This is a genomic window from Limnohabitans sp. TS-CS-82, assembly GCF_002943475.1.
Genome location: NZ_PTQX01000013.1, coordinates 111,635 through 130,408 on the forward strand (window position 1 = coordinate 111,635; position 18,774 = coordinate 130,408).

Sequence of the window (18,774 nt, forward strand, 5' to 3'; positions counted from 1 at the left end):
TAAGCACAGGCGCGCCCCGTAAAATCTAGCCATGCTCCAAGTTAAACAAGAATTGCTAGCCGCTTTAGGCCAAGCCCTCGACGGTTTGTTGCCCGGTTCCGGCAACAAGGCCGCTTTTGAATCGCCCAAGGTCGCCGCGCATGGCGACTTCGCCATCACCGCTGCGATGCAGCTGGCCAAACCCCTCAAGCTCAACCCCCGTCAGCTGGGCGAACAACTGCGCGACGCGTTGCTGGCCGCCCCCGTGTACCAGCAGTGGGTGCAAGACATCGAGATTGCAGGCCCCGGTTTCATCAACATCCGTTTGAAGCCTGCTGCCAAGCAACAAATCGTGCGCGAGGTGTTGGCTGTCAAAGATTGCTTTGGCTTTCAACCCGACAACGGGCAACGCGTGTTGGTCGAGTTCGTGTCTGCCAACCCAACTGGTCCGCTGCACGTGGGCCACGGCCGTCAAGCGGCGCTGGGTGACGCGATTTGTAATTTGTTTGCCACCCAAGGCTTCAACGTTTACCGCGAGTTTTATTACAACGACGCGGGCGTGCAGATCAACACCTTGGCCAAGAGCACGCACTTTCGCGCTCAAGGCATCAAGCCTGGCGATGCCAGTTGGCCGGTGGACCCCGAGAACCCAGAGAGCAAAGCGTTCTACAACGGCGACTACATTCAAGACATCGCCACCGATTTCTTGGCGGGCAAAACTGTCAAGTCCGACGACCGCGAATTCACCGCCAGCGGCGATGTGAGCGATGTCGACGGCATGCGCGAATTTGCCGTGGCCTACCTGCGCCACGAGCAAGACCTCGACTTGAAAGCTTTTGACGTCAAGTTCGATAACTACTACCTCGAAAGCAGTCTGTACACCAGCGGCAAAGTAGCCGATGCGGTGAGCCGTTTGCAAGCTGCTGGTAAAACCTACGAGCAAGACGGCGCGTTGTGGCTCAAGTCCACCGACTACGGCGACGACAAAGACCGTGTGATGAAAAAGACAGACGGCACGTACACCTACTTTGTGCCGGACGTGGCCTACCACATCACCAAGTGGGAGCGTGGTTTTGCCAAGGTGGTCAACATCCAAGGCACAGACCACCACGGCACGATTGCCCGCGTTCGCGCAGGTTTGCAAGCGGCCAATGTGGGCATTCCCGAGGGCTACCCCGACTACGTGTTGCACACCATGGTGCGCGTGATGCGCGGTGGCGAAGAAGTGAAAATTTCTAAGCGCGCCGGCAGCTACGTGACCCTGCGCGATTTGATCGAGTGGACCAACAAAGACGCGGTGCGTTTCTTCTTGCTGAGCCGCAAGCCCGACACCGAGTACACCTTCGACGTGGACTTGGCCGTGCAAAAGAACAACGACAACCCCGTGTACTACGTGCAATACGCGCATGCCCGCATCTGCTCGGTGTTGCGCGCATGGGTCGACAAAGATGGCGGCGATGTGGCGACGCTCAAAGACGTGGACTTGTCTGCGCTCGAAAGCCCACAAGCCCAAGCTCTGATGTTGCAACTGGCCAAGTACCCCGCCATGCTCAGCGCAGCATCGGCCGACTTTGCGCCACACGATGTGACCTTCTACTTGCGCGACCTCGCGGCCAGTTACCACAGCTACTACGATGCCGAGCGCATTTTGGTGGACGACGAAGCGGTCAAAAAAGCGCGTTTGGCGCTGGTGGCTGCCACTGCGCAGGTGCTGCACAATGGCTTGGCGGTGTTGGGTGTGTCAGCCCCCGCCAGCATGTAAATACGACGGAGATTTTGAGCATGAATCAGCAACGCGGGAGCACTTTGGTGGGCTTCATCATTGGTTTGGTGGTGGGCCTGGCCGTGGCCTTGGGCGTCGCGGTGTATGTGACCAAAGTGCCCATACCGTTCATGAACAAAGGCCAAACGCGCTCTGCCGACCAAGATGCAGCGGAAGCTGAGAAGAACAAAGACTGGGACCCGAACGCGCCGTTGTACGGCAAGAAGGGCAGCAAGTCAGGCGACAAAACCGACGAGCCGAAGACTGAACCTAAGCCAGACGCTGCGGTCAAAGTCGATCCTAAGAGCGCAGACCCTTTGGGTGATTTGGTTAAGTCGAAAACCGCCGAGCCTAAACCAGAGGCCAAAGCCAAGCCTGAGGTGAAAACACCTGAGGCCAAGCCCGCAGAAACCAAAGCGCCTGAGCCCAAAGCTGCTGAACCCACCGCTGAGGCTAAAGCAGCCATTGCAGATCCGTTCATTTACTTCGTTCAAGCCGGTGCTTACCGCAGCAATGAAGAAGCCCAAGCACAACGCGCCAAAACTGCATTGCTGGGCTTAGACGCCAAAATCAGCGAGCGTGACCAAGGTGGTCGTACGGTTTACCGCGTGCGTGTGGGCCCACTCGACAAAGTCGAAGCCGAACGCGTGCGCGCCAAACTCGAAGCTGCGCATATTGATTCCGCCATGGTGCGGGTGCAACGTTAAACACCAAGAGGTCAACCTATGAAACGACGTGATTTTTCTTTGGCTGCCATCAGTGCCGCTACTGTGACTGGTTTGCCTTTGGCTGCACAAGCCCAAGGCCCTGGGGCTAAAAAACCTGTCGAAGGTACTGACTATTTGTCGCTCGACAAGCGTGTGCCCACCGATGTGGGTGCAGGCAAGATTGAGTTGATCGAGTTCTTTTGGTACAGCTGCCCGCACTGCAATTCTTTTGAGCCTCAGTTTGCTGCTTGGGTCAAGGCGGCGCCCAAAGATGTGGTGGTAGTGCGTGTGCCTGTGCGTTTCCGTGACGACTTTGAGGCGCAACAACGTGCGTACTACGTGTTTGAGTCGCTCAACATGGTTGACGCCATGCACGGCAAGTTGTTCCACGCCATTCATACCGAGCGTCAGCAGCTCAATACAGCACCCGCATTGGCGGCTTGGGCCAATAAAAATGGTTTACCTGAGAAGAAGTTCCTTGACACCTTCAACAGCTTTGGCGTGGCCACCAAGGCACGTCGTGCGACTCAGTTGCAAGAGGCGTTCAAGGTTCAAGGCGTGCCCGCTTTAGGCGTGGCTGGTCGTTTTTACACAGACGGCTCATTGACCCAAACCATGGACCGTGCCTTGCAGGTTGCCGAGTATTTGATTGGCGAAGTGCGCCGCGGCCGCTAACGCCTGCCAAGTCAGCACGGAAATTGCTATCTTGATGGTTAGAATGCCATCAACTTAACGAGCAATATTCGTGCCTTGACTTCATTTGCTTCTTTCTTACTCACGTTACTGATGGCCATCGTGCCGGTAGCGGCGTCCGCAGAAAAAGCAGACCGTGAGAAACCCACCAACATTGAGGCCGATCATTTGGTGCACGACGAGCTGAACCAAGTCAGCATCTTCACGGGGCGTGCTGTGTTGACCCGAGGCACCATGGTCATGCGCGGTACCCGCATTGAAATGCACGAAGACGCCGACGGTTATCAATTTGGCGTCATCCTTCCCGAAGCTAACAAGCGTGCTTTCTTTCGTCAAAAACGTGAAGGCAACGATGAATTCATGGAAGGCGAAGCCTCACGCATCGAGTTCGATGGCAAGGCGGATCGCATCAAACTCATTGACCAAGCCGAAGTGCGTCGCTACCGTGGCGCTGTGTTGAACGACACGATGACCGGCAAGCTCATCATTTATGAAAACCTGACCGATGTGTTCACCATTGACGGTCAGGGGCGCGAAGAAGGTGGCAAGGCCAGCAGTGGTCGCGTGAAAGCCGTCTTGTCACCGCGCAGCAAAGCATTGGATAAAAAACCGTGATCGAAACGCTTTCACCTGCACACCCTGTTGACACGACGGAGAGTCGCTTAGAAGCACGTCATTTGCAAAAGTCTTATGGCAGCCGCAAGGTGGTGCACGACGTGTCCATCTCGGTGAAAAAAGGCGAAGTGGTGGGGTTGCTGGGCCCCAACGGCGCAGGCAAGACGACCTCGTTCTACATGATCGTGGGTTTGGTGCGTGCGGATGGTGGCAGCATCACGATTGATGGTCAGCCCGTGGCGCATTTGCCGATTCACCGCCGCTCGCGTTTGGGTTTGAGTTATTTGCCGCAAGAAGCCTCCATCTTTCGCAAGCTGAATGTGGAAGACAACGTGCGCGCGGTGCTGGAGTTGCAACGCGACGAAAACGGCAAGCCGCTGCAACATGACGAGATTGAAAAACGTTTGACGTCTCTGTTGCAAGAGTTGCGCGTAGACCACTTGCGTGCCTCGCCCTCTGTGGCGCTGTCGGGCGGTGAACGTCGGCGCGTGGAAATTGCACGTGCTTTGGCGACCAACCCCCGCTTCATTTTGTTGGATGAGCCGTTTGCAGGTATTGACCCGATTGCGGTGATTGAGATTCAACGCATCATTGGTTTCTTGAAGGCGCGTGGCATGGGTGTGCTCATCACTGACCACAACGTGCGCGAAACCCTGGGCATTTGCGACCACGCCTGCATCATCAGCGACGGCCGTGTGCTGGCGCAGGGTACGCCGCGCGAAATCATCGAGAACGCGGATGTGCGACGCGTGTATCTCGGCGAACATTTCCGAATGTGATCATGAAGCAAGGCTTATCACTCCGTGTCTCCCAACATCTGGCGCTCACGCCCCAGTTGCAGCAGTCGATCCGACTGTTGCAGTTGTCGACGTTGGAGCTGAGCCAAGAGATTGAGCAAATGCTCGACGAGAACCCGTTTCTCGACAAAGAGTTTGAAGAAGCCCCGCGCGAAGAGTTCGGCCTCGATAAAGCCGATACACCGAGCCGCGACGAAGAGGTTGAGCCCATGCGCGAAGTGCCGTCGATGGACGGCGGCATGTCTGAAATCAGCGTAGACAACACGGCCAGCGATACCGAACCCAGCGTGGACGGCATTGCTGAAAGTTGGGATGGCGATGGCAGTGTGGAGTTTTCTGCCGACGATTCCGAGTGGGGCGGCGATGCACCCGCCAGCAATAACAACAACACCGCTGACAGTGACACCGCCGACGCCACTGAGTTGGCGCGCATGCAAGAGTCGCTCACCTCGCATTTGCACCGCCAAGCGCTGTCGCTGCGCCTCAGCCCCACCGACACCGCTGCGCTGCGCTACTTGATTGAAAACCTCAACGACGATGGTTATCTTGAAGACACCTTGCGCAGCTTGGCCGAAGGTTTGGGCGGGGACGACGAAGAGCAAATCGAAGAGCTAGAACATCGCTTTCAAGTGGCCTTGTCGTTGTTGCAAAGCCTCGAGCCCGTGGGTGTGGGCGCGCGCGATTTGGCCGAGTGCTTGACGCTGCAACTCAAAGCGCTAGAGCCCAAGGGCGAAGAAGCTTTGCAGATTCGCGACACCGCCATTCTCATGTGTAAGCAGCCGATGGAGATGTTGGCCAAGCGCGACTTCAAACGTTTGGCGGTCATCGTGGGCGACAGCGAAACCAACGTCAAAGTAGCGATTGCTCTCATTGGTCGGTTAGAGCCTAAGCCCGGCCGCCGCTTTGCTGACGTAGAGCGCCATGTGGTGGTGCCCGATGTGTTGGTGACCCGCGTGGGCAAATCCACCATCGCACCCAAGTTCAAGGTCGCGCTCAACCCCGATGTGATGCCGCGTTTGCGTGTGCACGACATTTACGCTAACGCCCTCAAAGGCGGCAAGGGCGATAACCACGCGGGCTTGCAACAGCGTTTGCAAGAAGCGCGTTGGTTCATCAAAAACATTCAGCAGCGTTTTGACACCATCTTGCGCGTGAGCAATGCAATTGCCGAGCGCCAGAAAAACTTCTTCATCCACGGCGAACTCGCCATGCGCCCTATGGTGCTGCGCGAGATTGCCGAAGAGTTGGGGCTGCACGAGTCCACCATCAGCCGTGTGACCACCAACAAATACATGAGCACGCCTTTTGGCACGTTTGAGCTCAAGTATTTCTTTGGTTCGGGGCTAGAGACCGACAGCGGCAATAACGCCTCCAGCACAGCGGTGCGCGCGCTCATCAAGCAATTTGTGGCGAGCGAGAACCCCAAAAAGCCGCTGTCGGATAATCAGCTCTCCGAAATGCTCAAAGAGCAAGGCATTGAGTGCGCACGCCGCACCGTGGCCAAATACCGTGAGGCGTTGCGTATTGCGCCCACGACATTGCGCAAAGCGCTTTAAAGAATCCTATGAATCAATTACATCTCTTCTTGCCCTGTGCGGCAGGCGTTGAATCCTATTTGGCCGAGGAAGTGCGTCGCATCACTGGCGTGGGTGACGACGACTTGCGCGCCTTTCGTGCGGGTGTGATGGTGCGCGCCTCGTGGCGCGATGTGTTGTTGCTCAACCTGCACAGTCGCTTGGCGCAACGCGTGCTGGTCGAGTTGTCGCACACCATGTATCGCCAAGAACAAGACTTGTATCGCGCTGCGGGCGAGGTGGCGTGGGAGCTGTGGTTCTCGCCCAAAGAAACCTTCAAGATTGAAATCACCGCGCAGCACAGCCCGTTGAAGAGCTTGAACTTTGCGGCACTCAAAATCAAAGATGCGGTGGCCGATCGCTTCCGCCACAAGTTTGGCGTGCGCCCTGATGTCAACACGCAGTGGCCCGATGCACGCATCTACGCCCACCTGACCACAGAGAGCTGCACGCTCTACATCGATACCTCGGGCGAGCCTTTGTTCAAACGCGGCTGGCGCGCTGACAAAGGCGATGCGCCGTTGAAAGAAACCCTCGCTGCAGCCATGTTGGCTGCGAGCGGCTGGAGCCAAGGCGATGGCACCGCCGCCAACCCCGATGGCCTCGTTGCCCAAGGTGTGCCGCTGTATGACCCCTGTTGCGGCAGCGGCACCATTGCGATTGAAGCGGCACAAATTGCCTGCAACATCGCGCCGGGCTCGATGCGTAAATTTGGTTTTCAAAAACTCATCCCTTACCAAGAGCACGTGTGGCACGGCTTGCTAGACAACGCTCGTGCACAAGAGTGCGAGCCACGTGCTGAAGTGTTTGGCAGTGATGTGGCCTTCCGTATGGTCGACTTCGCGCAACGCAACGCCGAGCGCGGTGGCGTTGCCCATGCCGTGCAGTTGCGCGGTGGTGACGCATTGCAACGTATGCCCCCCAGCGATGTGCCGGGCGTGATGTTGGTTAATCCACCCTATGGCGAACGTATCGAAGCCGCTGGTATTGCGGGTGCAGCCCGCCGTGCGCGCTACTCACCGCCCACCGAATATGTGTCGCCCTACGAAGATGTGAATCAAAACGGCGATGCCGGTTTTGATGACGAAGCGCATGGTGGTGGAAATAGCAACGGCATGCTGCGGGACGACGTGCCGCGCTTTGGCGCACGCGACATTGCACAGACTGAAGACGGTGGCGATTTCTTTGCGCAGCTCGCCAGCCACTGGAAGAAGAACTACGCCGGTTGGACCGCATGGATGTTGACGCCTGACCTCAAGCTGCCAAGCCGCATGCGCTTCAAGGAGTCACGCCGCGTACCCATGTGGAACGGGCCGATTGAATGCCGCATGTTCCGCTTTGACTTGCGTGCGGGTTCGATGCGTAACAAGCCAAATGATGCTCAGCCCACCGAGGGCAACGGGCCAGCGCAGCCGTGAGCGTCGCGTTGACTGCGGGTGAGACTGCAGCACCTGTGCGTGTGGTGCTCGACACCAACATCGTGCTCGACCTGTGGCTTTACAAAGATGTGGCTACGCCTGCATTGCTTGAGGCGCTTGAAACAAAGTCGGTGCAATGGCTGGCCACGCAAGTCATGCGTGACGAGCTTGAGCGCGTGTTGGCCTACACCCACATCGTCAAGCGCTTGGCGTTCAGTCAACTCACGGCTGAAAATATCTTGGCGCAGTTTGATGCACATGTGCAGCTCATGCCTATCGCCGCCAAAGCACTTTATGTGTGCAAAGACGGCGATGACCAAAAATTCATCGACTTGGCAGCACAACACCAAACTCAACTCATCAGCAAAGACAAAGCGGTGTTGACCATGCGCAACCGCATGGCGCGCTTGGGTGTGGCGGTGGGTAAAGCGTTTCCTGCTGCATTGCCTGCTTAAAAAGACGACAACGCTTTAAGCGCCATGTGAAGCGCGTGCATGTTTCAGTGCTGTTGCAGCAAATCCAGCAAAGTTTTTAATGCATGCTGTGTGGCCGCTTCGCGCACGGCAGCACGGTCACCGCTGAAGTGCATCACCTCGGTTTTGACCCATGCTGTTTCTGCCCCCAGTGTGGGGCCCGCATCACTGGGTGTCGCCCATGCAAACCAAACTGTGCCCACGGGCTTTTCGGTTGAGCCGCCTGTAGGTCCAGCCACGCCAGTGACAGCCAATGTCACTTGCGCATGTGAGCGGCGCATCGCACCCAGCGTCATGGCTTGCGCCACAGCTTCGCTCACTGCGCCATGCTCAGCAATCAAGGCCGAGTCCACGCCCAGCATGTCGTGCTTGGCTTCGTTGGAGTAGGTGACAAAGCCGCGTTCAAACCAATTGCTTGAGCCTGATAAATCAGTGCAGTTGGCGGCGATCATGCCGCCTGTGCAGCTCTCCGCCGTGGCCAACATCCAGCCGTGTTGTTGCAGCACGTCGGCCAGTTGCTCTGTCAAAGAATGTGAACTCATAGCGACCTCCAAATGGCGATGACCAACAAGGTACAAAACGCAGCCACCAAGTCATCAAAGATGATGCCCCAGCCTCCGCGCCAACCAAACCCTTTGAACAAGCTGTCGGCCCAACGTACAGGGCCAGGCTTGGCTGCATCAAAGTAGCGGAACAACACAAACGCGCTCAGTTGGCCCCAAAACGTCGTGGGCGTCACCAGCCACAGCACCAACCAAAACGCAATCACCTCGTCCCACACAATCGCGCCGGGATCAGCCACGCCCATGTGCTGTGCGGTGATGGTGCAAGCCCACCAACCGACCAGCGTGGACGCGGCAATCAGCACGCCCATTTGTAGCGGGGTCAGCCAAATTTGCAAGAGCAAAAACACGGCCCATGCCCATAAGGTGCCTGCTGTGCCTGGTGCCAAACGCGACAAGCCTGAGCCTGCGCCAAGCGCGATGAAGTGCGCTGGGTGTGAGAGTAGAAAGCGGCGGTTCAGCATGTCGGTGATGTGTTGTGCAGCCACTGAGCCCAGTGGTCAATACAGGCGCGAATTTTAGGCAGGCGGTGGCGCCCGGCGAGCATAAAGGCACTCAAAGGAATGGGTGCCTCGTCCACCTCCTCAGGCAGGATGGCAACAAGTTTCCCCTGTAAGACCAAGGGTGTTGCAACGACCGAGGTGATGCGTGCAACGCCTAGGCCTGCGATGCACATAGAGGCAACCGTGGCGGTGTTATCTGCACTGAAAGGACCTTCGGCGTGAATAGGTGTCGAATTCTTGAATTGCCACACATTCAAGTGCTCGTGTTGGCTGTTGGCAATTAGGGCGTGATGCCTTAACTCGTCCACAGATAAAGGGATGCCTCGTTGTTTGATGTAGTTGGGGCTTGCATAGAGGCGTCGTGTCAGTTGGCCGATACGGCGCACAACAAACGTGTCAGAGTGAGGCTCTCCCGTACGGATGGCGATGTCAATGCCATCACGTGCCATATTAACCAGGGCGTCATCCACGCGAAAGTCCACACGCAAATTCGGATGAGCAACGTGCAGAAGCGGCAAGCTGTCGACCAGCAAATGCTGAGCAATGACCGCACTCATGCTGACGCGTACCAAGCCCGAAACTTTTTCGCGTACTTGTCCGAACTCAGCATCCATTGCATCCACTTCACCCAAGATGCGTATGGCGTAGCTTTGCAGAATTTCCCCTTCGGGGGTGAGCGATAAACCGTGCGTTGTTCGAAGCACCAGCTGCGTGCCGTAGGCTGCTTCGATGCGTTGTAGTCCGCGTGAAATTTGACTAACCGGTGCATTGCGCTCGCGGGCGACAGCTGACAACGTACCCAGCGCAGACACGCGTGAAAACAGCCGCAAATCGTCAAAGCTCAAGTCAATCATGTGTGCATGGTAATGGAGTGGCCTTGCAGTTTGTGCAACACCAATTTGCGCTCGGTGGTGTTTCGCGCAAGGAGGTGAAAACCTAAAGTTATCTCACCGATTCATCAAATGGAGAACTGAGATGCGTAATCCCCCAGCAGGCTATGAGCCCCTCGACCGTGCCGCTTTGATTGCCCAGGCCAAGCAACAGGCGCGTCACTTGCGTCGCCAAGCTGTTCCGAATTTTTGGGAGGATGTGGATGCAAGCTGTGCAAAAGCAACAAGAAGTTTGTCACTGTTTTTGAGTCGTTTGGCTCGACACCATCAGTCACGCGTATCCATGTGCACGGACAGTTCAAAGGCAAAGGTGGTTTGAGATGCCCATTTTGACCCTCAAGCTATCCGCCCATGCGCAGCTCACCGATGCCCAAGCTTTGGCGCGAGCGTTGACCGCGCTCAGCACGCAAGTGCTGCATAAACGCTCGGATGTGACCTCTGTGATCTTTGAACGTATCTCCGCAAATGACTGGTGGGTGGGCGGTGAAGTGTCAGCTCAAGTGCTGATGCAGCTAGACATTCGCATCACGCACGGGACGAACTCAACCACCGAGAAAGCTGCGTTCGTTGCAGCTGCGTTTGCTTTGTTGCCGCTGCATTTGGCGCAGGGCCAGCGGTTGCATGCCACCAGCTACATCAGTGTGCAAGAACTGGCGGCTACGGATTGGGGCTATGGTGGTTACACGCAGCAACAACGCCGCGAGATGGCACAGACGCTTTAAGCAAAGTGATCAAACGACGCAAAGCGTTTGGCAATGGGCTGACCTTGCGGGTCCAGTACCACCAAGCCTTGCTCTTGCATGATGCGACCAATACGCGTGACGGGCGTGTGGGTTTCCCATGCAGCAGCGTGCACCAGTTCGCGTTGGTTCACCGGTGCGGTGAAGCACAGCTCGTAATCGTCACCACCCGAGAGCGCGAACTCTAGGCGTTTGTTCCAAGGCAAGTCAGCCATGACGGTGGAGATACCTGCGGCTAAGCGTGCTTCGCCAAAGTGGCCAGCGGTTTGCAGCCATGTGGTGTCAATTTGTGCGCCCACGCCTGAGCGTTTGAGGATGTGACCTAGGTCGCCCAACAAACCATCGCTCACATCAATGGCAGCATTGGCCACGGCGCGAAGTGCAGTGCCTAGTTCGACGCGTGGTGTGGGTTGCTCCATACGCAAACGGGCTTGCTCAAAAGCCTCGCCCGAAAGCGTGTGCGTGCCGCGAAACACTTCGAGTGCCAAGCGGGCGTCGCCCACGGTGCCGCTGATGTAAATGTCGTCGCCCACTTGTGCGTTTTGGCGCAGCAGCGCGTCGCCGGGGGGCACTTCGCCAAACACCGTGATGCAAATGTTTAGCGGGCCTTGCGTGGTGTCGCCGCCCACCAGCTCGCAGCCGTGGGCGTCTGCCAAACGCAACAAACCCATGGAGAAGCCAGCCAGCCATGCTTCGTCCACGCGGGGCAGCGACAGGGCGAGGGTGAAGGCCAAAGGCTCTGCGCCCACGGCTGCCAAATCGCTCAGGTTCACTGCCAAGGCTTTGTGACCCAAGCGGGTTGGGTCGACCGTGCTTAAAAAGTGGCGGCCTTCCACCAGCATGTCGCTAGACACTGCCAGTTGCATGCCTTCGGTGGGGCGGAGCAGCGCACAGTCGTCGCCCACGCCCAGTGCGGCTTTGTGTGTGGGGCGCTTGAAGTAGCGCTCGATCAGGTCAAATTCACCCATGGTGTGTGGCCTCAGTGCAGCTTGCGACTGCCTGGCTCATCGCTGAGCGCGTCGAGCACAAACATGGGAATGTCCACATCAAACTTTTCACCGTCTTCGGCCACGCAAAAGTAGCTGCCGTGCATGGTGCCTGTGGGCGTGCGCAGGCGGGTGCCGCTGGTGTACTCAAATTGTTCACCCGGCTGCAGCAAGGGTTGGTGGCCTACCACGCCTAAGCCTTTGATCTTTTCGTGCGTGCCGTTGGCATCGTTCACATTCCAAGTACGCGATATGAGCTGTGCCGCCACATTGCCCACGTTGGTGATGGTGATGGTGTAAGCGAAGGTGTACAAACCGCCGTCTGGGTCGGACTGCTCAGACAGGTATTGCGGGTGGACTTCGACTTGGAATTTGTAACGCAGCATGGGGTGATTTTGGCCTAAGCTGAAAACCCTGCTGAAGGGGTGAAATAATCACCCCATGACTAGCCCACGCACCCCATTCAATATCGCTCCCTCCATCTTGTCTGCCGATTTCGCCCGTTTGGGCGACGAGGTGAAAAACGTCATCGCCGCAGGCGCTGATTGGATTCACTTTGACGTGATGGACAACCACTATGTGCCCAACCTCACGTTCGGCCCCATGATCTGCCAAGCTTTGAAGCCACACGCCAAAACGCCTGCTGGCGTGGCTGTGCCGATCGACGTGCATTTGATGATTTCGCCGGTCGACGCTTTGGCCGCTTCGTTTGCCGAAGCTGGCGCGGACTACATCAGCTTTCACCCCGACGCGAGCGCCCATGTGCACCGCAGCATCCAAGCCATCAAGAGCAAAGGCGTGAAAGCCGGTTTGGTGTTCAACCCCGCCGAGCCGTTGGACGTGTTGGAGTGGACGATTGACGAGATTGACCTCATCCTCATCATGAGCGTCAACCCTGGCTTTGGTGGTCAAAGCTTCATTGACTCAGCTCTGCGCAAAGTCGAGATGGCGCGCAAGTGGATTGAGCGCAGTGGCAAAGACATTCGCCTTGAGGTGGATGGCGGCATCAAGCCCGACAACATTCGCCAAGTGGCCGATGTTGGTGCAGACACTTTTGTGGCGGGCAGTGCTATTTTTGGCAAGCCCGACTACAAGGCGGTGATTGACCAGATGCGTGTGGCCTTGGCCTAAGCGCAAGGCATACCACGCATTGTTGATATGACTGATCCAGCGCCGCCACAAGCTTCGGTTGTCAGTCGGCTGAAGACATGGGCGCGTGGCATCAAGCGCGATGTGGTGACGGTGTATTTTGCTGCTCGCGATCCTCAAGCCCCCATGCTGGTGCGTATCTTGGCTGGCTTGGTGGCGGCCTATGCGCTCAGCCCGATAGACCTGATTCCAGACTTCATCCCCGTACTGGGTTATTTGGATGATTTGCTCATCGTGCCATTGGGCTTGTTGTTGGTCATGCGACTGATGCCAAAAGAGGTGATGGCGAATGCTCGAGCCAAAGCGGACACCGTGTTGGCCAAGCCGCGCAGCTGGCTGGCGGCTGTGTGCTTTGTGGCAATCTGGTTAGTGCTCGGGTTTTACCTAGTGCTTTGGCTGTGGTGAGCGGGATTAATTCCCTACAAATTTTGAGACGAACTGTCTAAATTAAGAACCATGTTTTGAAGGTGCAACACCTTCACTGTTTGGCTTTGATTTTGAAAAGTTCGTATGCAAAATATCCGCCCCACATTAGTTTCATTGGCAGTTCTGGCTGTCTGTACAAGTACAGGAGCCCTGGCGCAAGCGGTTGAACAGTTACCGGTGGTGACGGTTGTTGGCACGATGCCAATCCCTGCGATTTCTCAGCCTTTGTCGGAGATTCCATCGGCCGTTCAAACTGCCAACAGCTCGGATCTCGCGAATAGCCAAGCTTTGGATTTGTCTAGTTTCATGAACCAGCGCATGGGCGGTGTGTATGTGAACGAGGTGCAAGGAAACCCACATCAAATGGATGTGAACTACCGTGGCTTCACAGCCTCCCCCTTGCTTGGCACGCCTCAAGGCTTGTCTGTGTACATGGATGGTGTGCGCATGAACCAACCCTTTGGCGACGTGGTGAGCTGGGATTTGATTCCAAGATCCGCCATCAGCAGCATGACCTTGATGCCTGGCTCAAACCCGTTGTTTGGCCTCAACACGCTGGGTGGCGCACTGGCTGTGCAAACCAAGTCCGGTCTCACGCATGCAGGGACTGCTGTGCAAACCACGATCGGCTCGCACCAACGTCGTGCTGTCGAGTTGGAGCATGGTGGGCGCAATGACAAAGGCTTGCATTGGTTTGTCACGGGTAATGTGTTTAACGAAGATGGCTGGCGCGATGCTTCGCCCTCACGCGTACGCCAAACCTTTGGCAAGCTGGGCTGGAAAGATGGCCCGACCGATGTCGCTTTGACGCTGAGCCATGCCAACAACGCACTCACCGGAAACGGTCTGCAAGAACAGCGAATGCTCGCCAACGACTACCGCAGCATCTACACCAAACCCGACGAAACGCATAACCGGTCTACGTTGCTTAACTTCACGGGTAAGCATGTGATCAATGACAACACCTTGTTTGCTGGCAATGCGTATTACCGCTCGATCAGCACGCGAACGCTTAATGGCGATGTGAATGACGACGCGTTGGAAACCGCTCCGGGCCTGTTGGGCGGCGGCGTATTTCCAAATTCCGCATGCCTTGCTGCTGCGGATGATGACGATGCAGAGCCAGTTTGTACTGGCTTGCTCAATCGCAGCACAACCAAGCAAAAAAACTATGGTTTCTCAGGTCAAGTCACTTTGCTCGAAAAATTGGCGGGATACAAGAATCAGTTCACCACGGGCCTTGCCTATGACACCAACCGCACTGACTTTAAACAGTCCAGTGAGTTTGGCTACATCAATCCAGACCGAAGCGTGACCGGCACACAAGTGTTTGCTGACGAGTTGGATCCGAATGTTCACTTGAAGGGCAAAGGCAGCACGTGGAGCGTGTTTGCCACGGACACCATTTCTTTGCATGACCGTTGGCATGTGACGATGTCTGGGCGTTACAACCGCTCGCGCATCATCAACGAAGATCAAATTCTGCCCGGGGGTGGTGCGGGCTCATTAGATGGCAACCATGTGTTCCAACGCTTCAATCCAGCAATCGGAACCACTTACGCTTGGACACCCGCACTCACAGCTTACCTGGGCTATAACGAAGGTAACCGCACGCCTACCTCTATCGAGTTGGGTTGTGCCGACCCCGCCAATCCATGCAAACTGCCGAATGCAATGGCGGGCGATCCACCATTAAAGCAAGTGGTCACAAAAACATGGGAAGCGGGTTTGCGTGGCGCACTGTCTAAGCAAACGCAGTGGACAGCTGGCCTGTTTCACGCACAAAGCACAGATGACATTTTGTTTGTCGCCGCGCCAGATGTCAGCTCATTTGGCTATTTCAAGAACTTCGGCAAGACACAGCGACAAGGCATAGAGCTCGGCTTGAATAGCCAGCAAGGGGCTTTCAAGTTTGCAACTCACTACACATGGCTGCAAGCAACGTATCAAAGTAGTGAGGTGTTGGGTGGTGATTCAAACAGCACGAATACGGGTGGCAATATCGCTATTCAGCCAGGCAACACGATTCCGTTGACGCCTAAACACATTTTGAAAATTCATGCTGATTACGCTTGGTCGCCAGTGTGGAGCACAGGTCTGGGCATGGCGGCGTTTAGCGGCGTGTATGCCCGTGGCAATGAGAACAACCAACACCAACCCGATGGTGATGAGCACTTAGGTTCGGGAAGAACGGCAGGCTATGCCGTGTTCAATGCGAACGCACGCTACGCCTCTAGTAAAAATACGCAATGGATGTTGAACGTGATGAACTTGTTCGATCGTCGCTATGCATCAGCCGGCCAGTTGGGCCCTGCTGCATTCAGCGCTAATGGGCAGCAGTTTGTGTCAAGCTCAACGCGCGAGCAACATTCGATGTCAGTCGCGCCAAGTGCGCCACGCAGTGTGTGGCTGAGCATGCGTCACAGTTTTAATTAAGCACGGCATCAATCAACTGATGGCGTTGGGCCATATGGACCAACGCCGCTGTGTTGTTGACAGCAAGCTTTTCTTTGATTTGCGTTTGGTTATTGGCCACCGTTTTGAGGCTGATGTTCAAACGCTCAGCGCATTCCGCTGGCGTACAGCCTCGGGCCAGCAAGCGCCAAATTTCTAACTCGCGCAAAGTGAGTTGGGCAATGCGATCGGCTTCGTCATCCGCCGTATGTTCGAATTGGTTGAGCGACAAGTCGTCGCTCAAGTAACGTTGCCCGTTGTGGGCGGACTTCACACCAGTGACCAAGTTTTCAGGTGGAGAGTTTTTGGTGACAAAACCAATCGCACCACCATCCAAAGCACTGCGTACCAAGTTGCGGCCGTCATACATGCTGCACATCAATACCTTTGCGCTCGCATCACGCAGTTTAATTTTTCGCAGTAACTCAAGCCCGCCTACTGTGGGCATGGAAATGTCGGAGATGGTCACGTCGGGCTGATACTGCAAGTACGAGATGTAACCAGAAGTGGCGCAGCCAGCTTCGGCCACAACGGTGATGTCGCCTTCTTGCTCCAGAAAGCGTGCGTAGCCTGCACGAACGACAGGGTGGTCATCGACCAATAAGACACGAATCATGAAGTCACCTGTGTGATTGGAAGTTGGACGTGAATGCGCAGGCCGGGCTGTGCGTCTTCAAAATGAATGTGTCCTTGCAAGCTGGCAATGCGTTCACGCATGCCTGTAAGGCCAAGGCCATGCGAACCGCTTGGCGTTGGATGCAAACCTTGTCCGTTGTCGGAGATGGAAAGAGTCAGCACATCTTGGCTGCCATCTAGACTGATCCAGACCTGGCTGGCGTTGGCATGTTTGGCGATGTTGGTCAACGCCTCTTGGGTGACACGATAAATGGTGGTGCTGAGCGCATCTGGCAGATCATGCGGCAAAGCATTGATCAGTGTGTGACATTGAATGCGGCAGTGCTGTTCCCAACTGCTGCAGAGTTCTTTCAGACTTTCTTCTAGACCCAAACTGTCAAGGTTTGGGGGACGCAAGCGCTTGAGCATGTCACGTGCAAGGCTGTGCATGCGCAGTGAAGACTGGTCAATTCGCTTAGCGGATTCAAGTGCTGCGTTGGGGTTGTTGTGAATTGCTTTGCCAATGTAGGCTGCCTCAATGCGGAGTGCTGTGCAAGTTTGACCTACTTCGTCATGCAACTCCTGGGCAAGGATGCGACGTTCATCTTCTTGTGCGCTGATCAAGCGCTGTGTGAGATGACGGTTGGCTTCGAGTAGTGCAGACACTTCGTGCATGCGCTGAAAGGCGAACCAAGCCAAGCCGAGAGACAAGGCCAACAGAGTCAGGGGGATTTCGTCCAACTGAAAACGTTCATAACTTTGCAGCCAGTGTGCAAGTTTTTCAGATAGCTCCCACTGCATTGCCATAGCCCAAAACAACGCGACCACCACCAACACGCGAAGCAAGTCGCGCCAAGCGGGCGTCGTGGCTTTGGGTGTCATGGCAGCATGCGTTTGGCAATGCCATCTCGTCGCATCATGTGCAACACAGCTGCCAAGATGTGTATGGCAATCATCAGCATGAACAGGTAGCTACATGCCGTGTGGATGCCACTAAATATCTCTTTCAAATCAGCCGAGGCTTCCCAAAGTCTAGGGAGCGGTGTGCCAAAAAACTTGATGGGGTAGGCCGTGAAGCTAGAGCCCAAGAAGCCACTCACAGGCATAGCCACCATACAGATATAGAGCACGGCATGGCTTGCGTTCGCCGCCCATGTTTGCCACAGAGGCATGGAGTCTGGGAGTTCTGGGGGGCGATGCGTCAAACGCCAAAGCCCGCGCAACACAATGAGCAAGCCCAACACAATGCCAACAGATTTATGCCAGTTGAACCACTCCGCACGCAAGCCAGGTGGCGTTTTAGGGATGTCGCCCATCCACATGCCTAACCAGAGTTGGTAAATCAGGCCGATGGCCAGCAGCCAATGCAGGGCAATGGCAAGGCCTGTGTAGCGCGACGGTTGATCGTGTAATTCAGCGACTTCTGCGTTGTTCTCTTCCATGAGTTGCTTTCGTTCAGTTGGCAGCAGCGCCCCAGGGCAGCTTGCCTACCGGCACGGTGCTGATAGGCGTAAAGGTATGGGCGTCCACAACGGTCACGGCATGGCTGCGACCTGCAGCCACATACAGTTTGCTGCCATCAGGTGTGATGGCCATGTTCCATGGGCGCAGACCTACTGGCACTTTGGTGTGAACGGTGAAGCTTTGCGTGTCGATGACCGCCACATTGGCATCGCCCCCGTTGCTGGCAAACAACCACTTGCCGTTGGGGTGCATGGCCAAGCCGTTGGTGCGTGCGCCAACCGCCAGCGTCGCTTTGACAGTGAGTTTTTGCATATCAATCGCAGCCAGCAAGCTGTCGTTTTCAACAGCGACATAAGCCATGTTGCCATCGGGGCTGAACGCGATACCGCGCGGACGATTCCCCACGCGAATGCTGGCAATTTGTTTGCGTGTTTTGAGGTCAAGCACGTCAACTTGATCGGCTTCTTCGGCGGACACCAGCATGCGTTGGCCATCAGGGCTGAACACCGCATGCTCTGGGTTCTTGCCTGACACCACGATGTCAAACATCAGCTTCCATTGGGCAATGGATACAAAGCTCACACTGTTGCTGCCCTCATTGGCAATGGCCAGCCATGCGCCATCGGGTGAGCAATACACGGCCTCGGGCGAGTCGCCGAGTGTCAGCGTCTTGGCGATGTTGCCGGAGTGTGTGTGGATGGCTTGCAGTTGCGAGTCTTTTTGGTTGCTCACATACAAGTGCACATCGTTCTTGCACAAAGCTAAACCGCGTGGCTTGCCGCCCGTGACGATGGTTTGACTCACGGCCTGCGTCTTTGCATTGATGACAGAAATATCAGCGCTGCCTTCGTTAGTGACAAAAACTTGGTCTGCACCAAACGCTGAAGATGCGACTGCGGCAAACAGACATAGGCTGGCAATGCGGAGATGGGTTTTCATGGGTGAATGAACTTCAGATGAAACGTA

21 protein-coding genes are annotated in these 18,774 nt (G+C 56.0%); 12 read left to right on the forward strand and 9 right to left on the reverse strand.

The window, feature by feature from the left end; all coding sequences use genetic code 11:
- Positions 1-31: 31 nt before the first annotated feature.
- The 8 genes from argS to C5F52_RS21975 all read left to right on the forward strand — a co-directional run bounded on the left by argS (position 32) and on the right by C5F52_RS21975 (position 8,000).
- Positions 32-1,741 (forward strand): arginine--tRNA ligase, encoded by a 1,710-nt coding sequence (gene argS / locus C5F52_RS21940; RefSeq protein ID WP_104800490.1) that lies wholly within the window; start codon positions 32-34, stop codon positions 1,739-1,741.
- A 20-nt stretch (positions 1,742-1,761) separates the two neighbouring features.
- Positions 1,762-2,448, forward strand: coding sequence for an SPOR domain-containing protein (locus C5F52_RS21945; RefSeq protein WP_104800491.1), 687 nt, complete (start codon positions 1,762-1,764; stop codon positions 2,446-2,448).
- Between the two features lie 18 nt (positions 2,449-2,466).
- Entirely contained in the window at positions 2,467-3,123 is a 657-nt protein-coding gene (locus C5F52_RS21950) for a thiol:disulfide interchange protein DsbA/DsbL (protein ID WP_104800492.1), read from the forward strand.
- Positions 3,124-3,198: 75 nt separating this feature from the next.
- Positions 3,199-3,756 (forward strand): lipopolysaccharide transport periplasmic protein LptA, encoded by a 558-nt coding sequence (lptA, locus tag C5F52_RS21955; RefSeq protein ID WP_236657963.1) that lies wholly within the window; start codon positions 3,199-3,201, stop codon positions 3,754-3,756.
- Complete coding sequence (gene lptB, locus C5F52_RS21960; protein WP_104800494.1) at positions 3,753-4,535, forward strand: LPS export ABC transporter ATP-binding protein; 783 nt, start codon at positions 3,753-3,755, stop codon at positions 4,533-4,535. The genes lptA and lptB overlap by 4 nt, the downstream gene beginning before the upstream one ends.
- 2 nt (positions 4,536-4,537) lie before the next feature.
- The gene (locus C5F52_RS21965; protein ID WP_104800495.1) at positions 4,538-6,109 is read left to right on the forward strand and encodes an RNA polymerase factor sigma-54; all 1,572 of its coding nucleotides are present in this window, start codon (positions 4,538-4,540) and stop codon (positions 6,107-6,109) included.
- An 8-nt stretch (positions 6,110-6,117) separates the two neighbouring features.
- Positions 6,118-7,545, forward strand: coding sequence for a class I SAM-dependent RNA methyltransferase (locus C5F52_RS21970; protein WP_104800496.1), 1,428 nt, complete (start codon positions 6,118-6,120; stop codon positions 7,543-7,545).
- On the forward strand, positions 7,542-8,000 hold the full coding sequence (locus C5F52_RS21975) for a putative toxin-antitoxin system toxin component, PIN family (protein ID WP_104800497.1): 459 nt from the start codon (positions 7,542-7,544) through the stop codon (positions 7,998-8,000). The genes C5F52_RS21970 and C5F52_RS21975 overlap by 4 nt, the downstream gene beginning before the upstream one ends.
- A 44-nt stretch (positions 8,001-8,044) precedes the next feature.
- Here the strand turns inward: C5F52_RS21975 and C5F52_RS21980 are convergent, their stop codons facing one another.
- The 3 genes from C5F52_RS21980 to C5F52_RS21990 are packed head-to-tail and all read right to left on the reverse strand — an operon-like array spanning position 8,045 to position 9,938.
- Entirely contained in the window at positions 8,045-8,560 is a 516-nt protein-coding gene (locus tag C5F52_RS21980; protein WP_104800498.1) for a CinA family protein, read from the reverse strand.
- Positions 8,557-9,045, reverse strand: coding sequence for a phosphatidylglycerophosphatase A (locus tag C5F52_RS21985; RefSeq protein WP_104800574.1), 489 nt, complete (start codon positions 9,043-9,045; stop codon positions 8,557-8,559). The genes C5F52_RS21980 and C5F52_RS21985 overlap by 4 nt, the downstream gene beginning before the upstream one ends.
- Entirely contained in the window at positions 9,039-9,938 is a 900-nt protein-coding gene (locus C5F52_RS21990; protein WP_104800499.1) for a LysR family transcriptional regulator, read from the reverse strand. Before C5F52_RS21990 ends, C5F52_RS21985 begins: the two co-directional genes overlap by 7 nt.
- A 356-nt stretch (positions 9,939-10,294) precedes the next feature.
- Here C5F52_RS21990 and C5F52_RS21995 point away from each other — a divergent pair, with 356 nt between their 5' ends.
- Positions 10,295-10,696 (forward strand): tautomerase family protein, encoded by a 402-nt coding sequence (locus tag C5F52_RS21995; protein WP_104800500.1) that lies wholly within the window; start codon positions 10,295-10,297, stop codon positions 10,694-10,696.
- Here the strand turns inward: C5F52_RS21995 and thiL are convergent.
- Both thiL and apaG read right to left on the reverse strand, forming a co-directional pair.
- The gene (gene thiL / locus C5F52_RS22000) at positions 10,693-11,682 is read right to left on the reverse strand and encodes a thiamine-phosphate kinase (protein WP_104800501.1); all 990 of its coding nucleotides are present in this window, start codon (positions 11,680-11,682) and stop codon (positions 10,693-10,695) included. The two genes, C5F52_RS21995 and thiL, sit on opposite strands and share 4 nt — an antisense overlap.
- Before the next feature lie 11 nt (positions 11,683-11,693).
- Positions 11,694-12,086, reverse strand: coding sequence for a Co2+/Mg2+ efflux protein ApaG (gene apaG / locus C5F52_RS22005; RefSeq protein ID WP_104800502.1), 393 nt, complete (start codon positions 12,084-12,086; stop codon positions 11,694-11,696).
- A 55-nt stretch (positions 12,087-12,141) separates the two neighbouring features.
- On the opposite strand from apaG, the gene rpe reads away from it, so the two are divergent.
- The 3 genes from rpe (at position 12,142) to C5F52_RS22020 (ending at position 15,711) form a co-directional block, all read left to right on the forward strand.
- Complete coding sequence (gene rpe / locus C5F52_RS22010; RefSeq protein WP_104800503.1) at positions 12,142-12,831, forward strand: ribulose-phosphate 3-epimerase; 690 nt, start codon at positions 12,142-12,144, stop codon at positions 12,829-12,831.
- A 27-nt stretch (positions 12,832-12,858) separates the two neighbouring features.
- The gene (locus C5F52_RS22015; RefSeq protein WP_104800504.1) at positions 12,859-13,254 is read left to right on the forward strand and encodes a YkvA family protein; all 396 of its coding nucleotides are present in this window, start codon (positions 12,859-12,861) and stop codon (positions 13,252-13,254) included.
- Positions 13,255-13,359: 105 nt separating this feature from the next.
- Positions 13,360-15,711: a TonB-dependent receptor gene (locus C5F52_RS22020; protein ID WP_104800505.1), complete on the forward strand. Its 2,352-nt coding sequence runs from the start codon at positions 13,360-13,362 to the stop codon at positions 15,709-15,711.
- Here C5F52_RS22020 and C5F52_RS22025 read toward each other — a convergent pair.
- Genes C5F52_RS22025 through C5F52_RS22040 form a run of 4 tightly spaced genes read right to left on the reverse strand, consistent with a single transcriptional unit; the run spans position 15,704 to position 18,747 of the window.
- Positions 15,704-16,345: a response regulator transcription factor gene (locus tag C5F52_RS22025; RefSeq protein ID WP_104800506.1), complete on the reverse strand. Its 642-nt coding sequence runs from the start codon at positions 16,343-16,345 to the stop codon at positions 15,704-15,706. The genes C5F52_RS22020 and C5F52_RS22025 overlap by 8 nt on opposite strands.
- Positions 16,342-17,226, reverse strand: a complete 885-nt coding sequence (locus tag C5F52_RS22030; RefSeq protein WP_104800507.1) for a sensor histidine kinase — start codon at positions 17,224-17,226, stop codon at positions 16,342-16,344. Before C5F52_RS22030 ends, C5F52_RS22025 begins: the two co-directional genes overlap by 4 nt.
- Positions 17,223-17,786: a cytochrome b gene (locus C5F52_RS22035; protein ID WP_104800508.1), complete on the reverse strand. Its 564-nt coding sequence runs from the start codon at positions 17,784-17,786 to the stop codon at positions 17,223-17,225. The genes C5F52_RS22030 and C5F52_RS22035 overlap by 4 nt, the downstream gene beginning before the upstream one ends.
- A gap of 13 nt (positions 17,787-17,799) precedes the next feature.
- Positions 17,800-18,747, reverse strand: coding sequence for a beta-propeller fold lactonase family protein (locus C5F52_RS22040; protein ID WP_104800509.1), 948 nt, complete (start codon positions 18,745-18,747; stop codon positions 17,800-17,802).
- Positions 18,748-18,774: the final 27 nt, after the last annotated feature.